3 protein-coding genes and 2 pseudogenes are annotated in these 11,618 nt (G+C 42.9%); 3 read left to right on the top strand and 2 right to left on the bottom strand.

Annotated features, from left to right (window positions below):
* Together ACFIME_RS08880 and ACFIME_RS08885 are read right to left on the bottom strand one after the other, a co-directional pair.
* Window positions 1-352: pseudogene (locus ACFIME_RS08880) on the bottom strand (hypothetical protein); the annotation flags it as partial.
* Between the two features lie 1,535 nt (window positions 353-1,887).
* Window positions 1,888-2,546: pseudogene (locus ACFIME_RS08885) on the bottom strand (type ISP restriction/modification enzyme); the annotation flags it as partial.
* Between the two features lie 256 nt (window positions 2,547-2,802).
* On the opposite strand from ACFIME_RS08885, the gene ACFIME_RS08890 reads away from it, so the two are divergent.
* From ACFIME_RS08890 to ACFIME_RS08900, 3 genes are all read left to right on the top strand, one after another.
* Window positions 2,803-2,982, top strand: coding sequence for a hypothetical protein (locus ACFIME_RS08890; protein WP_375684820.1), 180 nt, complete (start codon window positions 2,803-2,805; stop codon window positions 2,980-2,982).
* Entirely contained in the window at window positions 2,975-4,735 is a 1,761-nt protein-coding gene (locus ACFIME_RS08895; RefSeq protein WP_375684821.1) for a ShlB/FhaC/HecB family hemolysin secretion/activation protein, read from the top strand. The genes ACFIME_RS08890 and ACFIME_RS08895 overlap by 8 nt, the downstream gene beginning before the upstream one ends.
* A gap of 91 nt (window positions 4,736-4,826) precedes the next feature.
* A partial coding sequence (locus ACFIME_RS08900; RefSeq protein WP_375684822.1) for a filamentous hemagglutinin N-terminal domain-containing protein occupies window positions 4,827-11,618 on the top strand: 6,792 nt, incomplete at its 3' end.

An 11,618-nucleotide genomic window follows, 5' to 3' on the forward strand; every position in this document is an offset into this window, starting at 1 on the left:
TGCCATAGACCCTTGCATTTTCATAAATTTTTGCAGATCCAGTAATTTTTGCATTATCCGAAACATGGGCATTATCGTAAATACGAGCATCACCATAAACCATGGCATTGCCACCGACCCAACAATCACCATTATGAGCTAAATTTGCAACCTTATGTATAAAGCCGCCTAGATCACCAGCTTTTATATTAGCAAAATCCCTTAAAGCCCGAATGCGATAAAGAGTATAATCACCAACCTCTATTGTCTCTCCTGTAAATTCGTATTTTTTTGCAGGCTCTTGTTGATTAGCAAGCGCAGTTTCATTTGAAATATTAGAGATAACGGGGGTGTTTTTTGAGATATTTGTCATAATTAAAACCTTGATGTTAATATTGTTTTCAATTGACACCTTAAAAAGGCGCCGGGTGTTGAAAACACGGCATCAAGTCCGTCGGCATGCCTTCCCCATAGGGTTTTGTATAGCATGACCACACCCGACAAAATTCTCATATATGCTAATCACAGCATAAAAGATAGTCAGTTTTTTGATATGGGAAAGATTGTTTCGTAATCTACCCGCTTGATGTTTAAGTGTTTTCAGCACTTGGTTATTTATATAACAAAATACGTATTTATTGTCAAATAATATTTTATCTTTTTTGATATTTTTTCTTATTTTTTAAATACGTTATGTATTGATAATATCTTATGCTTATTAATTGCTTCTTTTATATTTATGTGCTTTTAAAGATATATTATAGGTTTTATTAAACGATTGCGTTATTTTCTGAATCTATACATTTATAATATTTAGAAACGCTCTCATTATGCGTATTTTAAACTTTATAACCTATCAATTTTGTCACTAAATGGCTTTTAAGATTTCTGTTAATTTCTTTTAATAACACATTTTAGACTTAACAGCCTTTATAGGGACTGTCTTTATAAACAAATGCTTTCATTTGCATTTTTGCTTTCTCTATAGCTGTTATGTTCTTTATAGCCATGGCATCATTTTTCATGTTCATAAGAGAAATGATAAATAGGATATATGATAATTGTGATTTATAGACCATTATGAAAACACTTATGAAAACATCTCAATAGAAACTGATCATTATAGGGATGAGCAAAATCCCTTTTAATAAACTTTTGTCATTTTTGTCAGTTCTTTTTAGAACCTATATCATTTTTTTTAATGAGAGAAAATTAAAATCATTATATTTCAATAAGTTAAGTTTTATCAATTTTTCAAAATACAACTTATTAAAACAGCCATAACAAATAAATACAACTGTAAATATATATTTGTCAGTTTATGTCAGTACATTGAATCGACAAAAGTGATCATTTAGTGAATGATTAAAACATGTCTTATAAAAAGCATGTGATCCTTTAAAGCCTTTCAAAAGAAAGGGATTATAATCATAATAAATGCTATCAAGACCATTATGGTTATGAGTTTTGACGGGTTTTTGAGTTTTGACGGTTGCCTCTTTTAGATAAAAAAACGATAAAAAGTAAAAACGTTATTTTTCAATGTGTTAATATTTTACAGATCTTAAAAAACAACCTCTATTGATAACACAACCTATAAATTCAACTAATAATATACGTTTTGAAGGGGTTTTGACGGTTTTTATACCTTCAAAACCTATAAGAAAAGTGAATATACATAACCCTCTTTAAACAAAGCTATCATTTTAGATTACGATATAATCTTTTAAAGGCAATCCAAATAAGAGTATCTAAAATTGCAAGTTTCTTCTTTTTAGAATAACGCATATAGACTATCCTTTCAGGATTATATGTAAGCAACTTAACAAAAAGAGGTATAGATTATGGTTATAAGCTCTATACCCCTTGTGAGATTAACATACCCATTATGTGAGCATGCTTTATAAGTTATTCAGTTTCTCTTATTTCCAATTTTGGTAAGTTCTTAACGATTTTCATTGTTTCTAAACTTACGGTAATAACCCTTTGAAACAAATCCAATGGATAGGCAGAGTTGCCAATGGTTTCAACAGCATAGTGATTGGCATCATTCACAATACCACTCTTTTTATCAGTCTTTACACACTGACGCCCCATAACCCATTCAAGAGCAGGCTTGCCATTGACGATATACTCATAAGCTTCAAGAGGGATATCTGTTATTGTGATATTGCTGTTATAAATAACAGTTGATTTATCCTTTTCCTTACTATTCTTAATTTTTGCAAATTTTATTTCAGTTACATAATAGAATTTTTCGGGATTAGAGATTTCTGTCTGTTTTGGATTACCCTTTTTAAAGGTGACAGGATAAGGTTCTACAGTTTCATAGTTTACGTGCAAATGACCGAGTTCACGCCCTGCTGTCACAAATTTCCAAAAATCATCAGCCGTTTTTACGCAAGGGATACGAGGCAATTCTTTGCATAAATTATCAGCATAACGGGTGCGATAATCTTCTGAATGCAAAAGACCGTAAACATAATAAAACAGATCATCTTTAGTGTTTTTTCATTGGGATAAACGGCTTTTAAATATGCTAATTCGTCATAAGTTATGGCATTACGCATTTTCTTTTTTCTTATTTTAGTAAATAAGCGATTGTCATGCTATTTTTCTTATCAAGCGATAATAATGGATAGTTTTTTGTTGTCTCTAATATGTAACAGTTCCAATAAATTTGGTATATTCTATGAATAAGAGGCTTTACTTGAAGCTCAAAATTATATTACATGCGACACCTTAAAATTAAGAAGCATATTAGAGTGTATGATTGTCATTTAACAGTGTCATTGTAAAATCTTCAAAAGCGGGGGAAATGATATGGTTTGCACAACTCATAAAGCAGGTGTACACAGTACAGTCTATGCTTTTTTCTCAGATGTTATAAGTATTACTCTCATCAAAAAATTAAAAAATTGTTACGCGGTTGGCGATTTTTTCTGTGACGCTGATGATATGGTTCATTTGGTTGCTCATTTTGAGGACACAATGAATGCATAGATTTTTTTTCACTTTTATTTTTGCGGCTATTTTGTGCCTTTTCTCGTTGCCGAGTTTTGCCCAAAACATTCGTGAGAAAGCGATTAATCAATCAGAGAGCATCCAACGACAACAAACGCAACAACAGCGTTTTCAACGATTGCACCGTAGAAACGAAACCCATGAGGTATTTTTGCCAGACGATGATACCATATCTCCCTATGGTGCTTCGCCTAGTACAACCTGTTTGCTGATCAAAAGCATTGAATTTGTTGATGTTCAGTTGATTTCTCATACCGACCTTCATGAAGCCATTTCTCTTTGGGAAGGACGGTGTTTGGGGATTGCCGAAATCAATAAAGTGCTCAAAGCGGTGACCAAGCTTTATATGAAGCGCGGCTATATTGCAGTGCGGGCTTATTTGCCTGAGCAAGATTTAAGCGGCGGTCATCTCAAGATCGTTGTTGTTGAAGGTGTGATGGAAGATATTACCCTTGATGGGCATAAAGTTGAGAGGAGACTTCAAGGAGAAATCACCACAGCTTTTCCAAACCTTATTGGAAAGCCGACCAATCTGCGCCAGATAGAGCAAGGGCTTGATCAAATCAATCGGCTTTTCTCACGCCAAGCCACCATTAATCTTGGTGCGGGGAGCAATTCGGGTGGTTCGATACTCGATGTTCATATTGAAAAACAGAAACCTTGGCTTATTACGCTTTCCAGCGATAATCTTGGCGCTAAAGCAACAGGGCTTTATCAAACGCGCTTGAGCCTTTCTTTTGATGATCTGTTGGGGATCAATGATCAATGGTCGTTGAGCTATCAGCGTTCTATGGATGGTAGTCCGTATCATTTTTCTCACAAGCGTCCCAATAGTGATACTCTAACGGGATCATTTTCTCTTCCCTATGGCACTTGGACAACAGGTTTTGATGGGACGTGGAGCCAATATCATTCGAGTGTTAAGGGGATATTTTCCGATATTATGACTGAGGGTAAGTCTTTATCGCTGACACCGTGGATTTCACGGGTTATCGACCGTGATCAAGAGGGAAAGACCTGGGTTACAGGACAGTTGACATGGAAATATTCTGATAATTTTATTATGGGCAGTCGGGTTGATGTTTCCAGCCGTAAACTAGCTATTGCAACCTTTGAGCTTGATCATTCGCGCAAGTGGCTTGGAGGAGAATTAAGCGCGCATATAGGGTTTCATAAAGGGTTGGCAATTCTTGGCGCTTATGACGATAAAGAGCAAGAGAATGCAACAAAAAATTCACCCAAAGGGCAATTTTCCAAATTGTCTTTTTCCCTAGGCTACGTGCGTCCTTTTTCGCTCAAACAATATAACTTTCGCTATAACACGCTGTTTTCAGGACAATTATCACCCGACACATTGTTTAGTTCAGAGCAAATATCGCTTGGTGGTAGTTCCTCTGTGCGTGGGGTGCGTGAGGCGATTTATTACGGCAATAATGGGGCGTTTTGGCGCAATGAATTGTCGCTGTTGTTGCCAGGTTTTTCTTCGAGAATGGGGCGTAAATTTATGAGCCAATTTGCCCCTTATATGGCGCTTGATCTGGGGGCCGTGGCCAATAATGTAAACAAAAACAGTTTTGGCGGGAGCCTCGTTGGGGCAACTCTTGGTTTCCATGCAACCGGAGACATTACGGATATTGATGTGTCTTATTCGAATATTTTAACCCAATCGACAGTGCGAGAAAAGGGAAATGCGACAGGGTTATTTCAAGTGCGGGCATTATTGAGATTTTAGAGCAAAGGGGCGGTAAAAAATATCGCTGCGCTGTTTATACCCATATGGGTTGTTTTTTTAAAGAGATAAAGAATTTTATGAGGAGCTGAAGATGCGGGGATTGAAAAATCAAAAGCATAGATTGGGATATGGATACAAGCTATGGCAGCGCGTTCTTTGTGTTTTGCAGCGAGGGATCCATAAGGGGCTTTCACTTGTTTTAAGCTTTTGCTTAGCTTTTCAGCCTTTGTTGTTGCAAGCACAAGCGCTTGGAGCGCGAAGTCCTGTTGCACAAGAGAGCCAAGGGATAAAAGCAGCTGATGGGGTTGGCTCTGTTTTCCGCCCCACGGTGGGGAAAGCCGGCAATGATGTGCCGCTGATTGATATTGTTCGCCCCAATGGACAAGGTCTTTCTCATAACAAATATGACAGTTTCAATGTTGATACCCATGGCGTGATTTTGAACAATTCGACTGAGGAGGTTTCGCGTTCACAGCTTGGGGGATTGGTGCCAGGCAACGGCAATTTGCGTTATAGCGGTGCAGCAAAGGTTATCCTCAATGAAGTGGTGAGTGCCAATCGCTCGCGTCTTGAAGGCGTGAGCGAAGTACATGGGCATATGGCGGATGTTATTATCGCCAATCCCAATGGGATTACCTGTAACGGTTGTGGCTTTATTAATACACCACGGGTGACTTTATCGACTGGACAACCGATTATTGGAGCCGATGGCGCTTTGAGTGGATTGCGTGTTGAGGGTGGAGATATCACTATAGGCTCTCGTGGGGCTGATGGGAGTGCATTAGATATTTTTGATCTTGTTTCGCGCAAGATCAGTGTCGGGGGTCCCATACAGGTCAAAGGGGATTTGGCTGTTATTGCTGGTCACAATCATTTTGATTATGACAAGCGGGAAGCAACTTCTCTTGGTTCTGATGGCAAAGAGCCGGAATTAGCAATTGATTCCAGTGAGTTTGGTGGAATGTATGCGGGGCAGATCCGCGTGATTGCCAATGATAAAGGTGCGGGTGTTAAGATGCGCGGAGACATGGTTGCCAATGCAGGCGCCATGAGATTGACAAGTGATGGCAAGCTGGTAATTGCCAAAGCACGTGCCAAAGGAGCGGTGAAGGCTCACTCCCACCACGATAGTGTGCACGTGAAAGATCTGCTTTTTTCAGAAGAAGCGGTTGAGCTGAAGGCTTTGAAACATGTTGAATTGGCTGAGCAAGCTCGCGTTGCGGCAAGCGGTGCTGTTGATGTGCACGCCGATGTGATCAAGCTCCAGTCTCATGCTCTTCTAGCAAGCGGTATTGGGAGTGATGGTCAACAGTCAGCGACGGGTTCTTTGCATTTACAGGCAGCAAAGCTTGAGGCGGGGAATGGGCGGATAGCCGCCGGTGATCTTTTAGAGATCCAAGCAGCAACAATTGATCTAAGCCGCATGCAAGACAATGATCAAACAGGGGTTTCTTCCCTTGGCGATCTGACCATTAAAACCAATCAAATCAGCGCTTTAAACAACCATATTGGTGCCAAGGGGAATATTGTCTTGAGCGCCGATGATGCGCTCACTGTAGGCGCTGGACATTATAGCGCCGGCGGTTCTCTTTTGGTGGAAGCAGCAGAGCTTACATCACGCGCGCGCTTAGTGGCAGAGCAAAAAATTGACCTTTATGCGCATCACGGTGCCCTGATCCAAGAAGGCACTGTCTGGTCCAATGGGGAGATAACGCTGGATGCCCATGGTGCCCTCAATCACACGGGTGATATTGTCAGTATGCAGCAGGTTGCCTTGACAGCGGGTAGCATGCTCACAACCTCTCAAGAGAGCACGATTTTAAGTTATGATGTGGTTTTGAGTGCTGATGCTTTAACCCAAGCAGGGACTGTGGAAGCTCAAGAGGGAGCATTAACCCTTCAAGTGCGTGATGGGGTTATCAATAGCGGCACAATGCGCGGTAAGAGTGTCGATGCTCATATTGGTGCATTTACCAATCAAGGGACATTTATTGCAACCGATGATTTGCATTTGATGGTAAGCGCACAAGAAGGCGCCGATCCGCAACAAGCCTTTCTGAAGAATACATCCGAAGGTGTCCTTCAAAGTGGTGGTGTTTTTGTTGTGACCGCAGGGCAATTAGACAATGCCGGTGCGCTTGGCTCTAGTGGTGAGAATGTTGCGCTCAATGTGGCAGGAAATGTCAGCAATAGTGGGCTGATTTACGCCAAAAAATCTATAGATCTATTCAGTGATGGTAATCTGACCAACACACAGGGCAGAATGATTGCAGAAGAGGCTCTCAGCATTGGTGGGCTGAAAGAGACACGTGCTGGTCATATAAACAATGAGGCTGGTCTTCTCAGTGCTTTAGCCGGTGAGATGAAGATTGTTGCAACGTCTTTTGTCAATAAAAGCGCTGAAACGACAAATTCAGAGCAACAAAACGCTACACATGATGAAGGTGCGCATGTTTTAGCGCGGGATGGTTTGCGCATTGATGTGGGCAGTTTTGAGAATGTTGATGGTCTCATTTCTACGCAAGGGGCAGTCAATATTGTTGCTGATAGTGTGATCCAAGCAGGGCACATAGAGATTGAGCGTGGTGACCTTCAACTGACCAGCCACGGTGATTTAAGCAATAGTGGCACAATAGAAAGCAATGATACCATTGCTTTGCATGCGCAAAACACTCTGAACCAAACGGGGCGTATTGTTTCGCAAAAGCGGATAGAACTCTCAACCGATGGCACCTTGACGCTGGGTGAGACAAGTGAGGTTGGTGGCTATGATGTCGCGCTGAAGGCAGGCACTCTCACCCAAGCTGGGCTTATAGAGGCGCAAGGTGAGGAACTTACTCTCGAAAGCCACGGTGATTTAACCAATAGTGGTACGATAGCAAGCAATGGCGCAATCACTGTGCGTGCGCAAAACACTCTGAACCAAACGGGGCGCATTGTTTCGCAAAAGCGGATAGAGCTCTCAACTGATGGCACCTTGACACTGGGTGAGACAAGCCAAGTTGGTGGCTATGATGTGGCGCTGAAGGCAGGCACACTCACCCAAGCTGGGCTTATAGAAGCGCAAGGTGAGGAACTTACTCTCGAGAGCCACGGTGATTTAACCAATAGTGGTACGATAGCAAGCAATGGCGCAATCACTGTGAATGCGCAAAACACTCTGAACCAAACGGGGCGCATCGTTGCGCAAGAGCGGATAGAGCTCTCAACTGATGGCACCTTGACACTGGGTGAGACAAGCCAAATTGGCGGCTATGATGTGGCGCTGAAGGCAGGCACACTCACCCAAGCTGGGCTTATAGAAGCGCAAGGTGAGGAACTTACTCTCGAAAGCCACGGTGATTTAACCAATAGCGGTATGCTTGCAAGCAATGGCGTTATTGCTTTGCGTGCGCAAAACACTCTAAACCAAACGGGGCGCATTGTTGCGCAAGAGCGGATAGAGCTCTCAACCGATGGCACCTTGACGCTGGGCGAACCAAGCAAGGTTGCCGCCTATGATGTAACGCTGAAGGCAGGCACATTCACCCAAGCTGGGCTTGTGGAAGCGCAAGGCGGAGTACTTACTCTCAACAGCCATGGTGTTTTAAGCAATTCCGGTATCATGGTGGGTGGTGTTGTTGATGCGAAGCTTGGGTCTTTAGCCAATTCAGGTCAGCTTTTAGCCAGTGACAGCTTTACGCTTATAGCAGAAAGCCATGATCCGTCATTGGGGCAAGCTGCTCTGGTTTTAAATGGTGAAGACGGAGTTCTCAAAAGTGGTGGCGCTTTTGTTTTAACCGCAGATGTTTTGGACAATGCCGGCAGTATTGGTTCAAGTGGTGATGGGGTTGCGCTCAATATGAGTGGTGATCTGAGCAATAGCGGTCTGATTTATGCTAAGAAATCTGCCATTTTCTCCTTAGATGGGGATTTTATCAATAATTTTGCCGATGTCATTGCTGAAGACAATCTCATCATCCGTGGTTTAAGTGGAGAGCGGGCTGGTCATGTGATCAACAGCTCGGGTCTTTTAGAAGCCGTGTCAGGCGATATGAGTTTCGATGTCTCAGCGCTTACCAACATGCGTGAAGGTGGGGTTGAAGTTACCGATAAAGTGGTTGGTCACAGTTACGTGCGAGGAAAATGGAAAAAAACCGAGGTTAGACACCACCAGATAAAGGAAGATGTTGACACTACGATCATTCGTCAGCAGCCTCATTTTACCAATGGAGCTGCACAGATTTTAGTAGGACGTCATCTCACGGTTCATGCCGGCGATATCCGTAATAGCTATAGCTTAATTGCTGCTAATGGCAATATTGAAATGCAGGGTGATACGCTACTCAATGAGGGGCGTGATTTAATTGAAAAAACCAAGATTGTAACTGAAACACATCGCAGGGAAAAAAATTGCAAAACATTCGGTAATCTAGGGTGTACTACGGGAGGCATTAAAGATGAGGGACATTATACTGATACCAAAACAACCACGCGCACTTATGATGCTGTTTACGGGACGATTGAAGCTGGTGGCACTCTTGATGTCAAGGTTACAGACACTCTTGACAATCATGCGGTGCGCGAGGGAGCCGGTCAAATTGGCTTAAGCTCTGGCAATAAAGGCTTGAGTGGCGTTAAAAATACTGACGTTGATGGCTTCAAACCGTCGATCAGCTATAGCTCTGGCGATCAAGGTTTGGCTGGGGGACAAATACCCGATTTTGACGGTTCCAAACCACTGATCAGCAATGATCGATTAGATGGGATTATCAATGGTTTGAAAGGGCACAAAGGGCTTTTTGCACCAAGCACAAAAACACCCGCACCAGAATCCATACAAGTGCCAACGCAAGATGGGCTTAACTCTGTTAAGACAGAATTGGCTCAGACCCAAACACCGGATGTGCCATTTTTAGTCGAGACGCGTCCAGATTTTATCAACCCAAGTAAATTTTTAGGATCGGACTATTACTTAAAAAAGATTGGCAATTATAAGCCTGAGCACGTGTTCAAAAAGTTGGGGGATGCTTATTTTGAATATCGTCTGGTGGGTGAGCAAATCTTTGAACTGACAGGCAATCGCACTCTTCTTGATGTTGAAGATCCCAATGCTCAAATGCAAAGGCTCTATGACAATGCTGTGGAGCAGCAAGATCCCTTGGGGTTAGTGCTAGGCAAGCCCTTAACGCCTCAGCAAATTGCTGGGATCAAAAAGGATATGATCTGGCTTGAGACCCACCTTGTCGACGGACAAGAGGTCTTGGTACCCCACGTTTATTTGGCACCAAACACTTCTTTAGCACAAGATGTTTATGGGGCAAAAACGCAGCAAGGAAACCTTGCCAGTGCACGTTTGAAAGGCAATGGCGTCACTATAGAGACGGACCGTCTTACCAATAGCGGCACCATATCAAGTAATGGTGCATTGCATGTTTCGACTACGCAAACTTTGTTTAATGATGGTGGTTTTTTGCTTGGCAGCGGTGCTGTAGATCTCAGCAGTGGCGATCTTTTAGCCAATTCTTCCGGTGTTATTCTGGGGGATATCATCACCCTCAATGCGAAGACAATCATTGATGGTACTGCAAAAATCCGTGACACGAATGAATATGGTTTTGTTGATCGCAGTGGGCAGCAGGCTCAAATCATTTCTATACAGGATTTAAACATTCACTCCCTTGGCGATTTAAGCATGACTGGTGGCCAATGGAGCAGTGGCGGTCCGATGACGGTGATTGTCGATGGTTCTGCTACGTTTGGTTCATTAGTGCTAGAGAGTGACCATAAGGAGACATTGGAAAAAGGGCATTATAACGCCCAAAGCAGTGAGCACCGTTTGACAGAAGTCAACAGTGATGGAGATTTGACCATTGTCACAGGTGGTGAACTTAACCTTGGGGGAAAGTTTAAAGCCAAGGGCAATGGGGATTTCACCAGTGGTGGCGCTCTCAACGCGATTTCAGAGCAAGATTTTAACAGTTTTGATTTGGATCTGAGGGGCAAAGAAGGCGACAAATCGAAGCAAAAGAATAAGTTTCGTCAACAATCAACAGAAGTTACTACAAACAAAACCACGATAGAAACAGAGGGCAACCTCTCCATGCATGCGCAAAATGGAGATCTCACGCTTGATGCGGCAGGGCTATCAAGTGGTGGTCAGACGCATTTGGCATCAGATACGGGGAAGATCAAGTTTCTGACCAACAAGGATCAAGATTTTAAGGACGTTTATCAGCGTAATGAAAACCTTGTGTGGTGGAGTGAGAGCGATAAAGGTTACCTTAAGGAGACCATCGAGCATGTCACCATAGATGCTAAGGGTGGCATAAAGCTTGATGCGGGTGATGGCTTTGTTGTTGAGTATCAGGCAACCGGTGATTTAGACAAATCCCTTGAGCAATTGTCTCGCTCTCCAGGCATGGCATGGATCAAGCAACTGCGTGATGATCCAGAATTATCCAAGCAAGTGGATTGGCAAGCAGTTAAGGCTGAATTTAAAGACTGGGATTATAAAGCCCAAGGGCTGACAGAAGCCGGTGCGGCTCTCGTGGCATTGGCTGTCACGGCGGTTACGGGTGGAGCAGCCTCGGGCGCTGCCAGTGCCATTACCGGTGCTTTGGGGCTTGGCTCGAGCACCGCCATGAATGCGGCGATACAGGCAGGTGTCCAAGCGCTGATTAACAAAAGCGCTGTGGCTCTTGTCAATAATCGCGGCAATATTGCCGGTGCCTTGCATGAGCTTGGCTCTTCAAAGAATATTCTCAGCATTGTCTCGTCGATGTTGACAGCAGGCTTAACCAGCCAACTAACCGAAATGGCTGGTGTTGGACAATCTTTGCCAAAAACCGCTCCTTTTGTCGATCGTATCGCCAGTGAAGCGGAAAAGAACCTGATCAAAGCC

The organism is Bartonella sp. AP1QHHD (assembly GCF_042196265.1).
Classification (GTDB): Bacteria; Pseudomonadota; Alphaproteobacteria; order Rhizobiales; family Rhizobiaceae; genus Bartonella.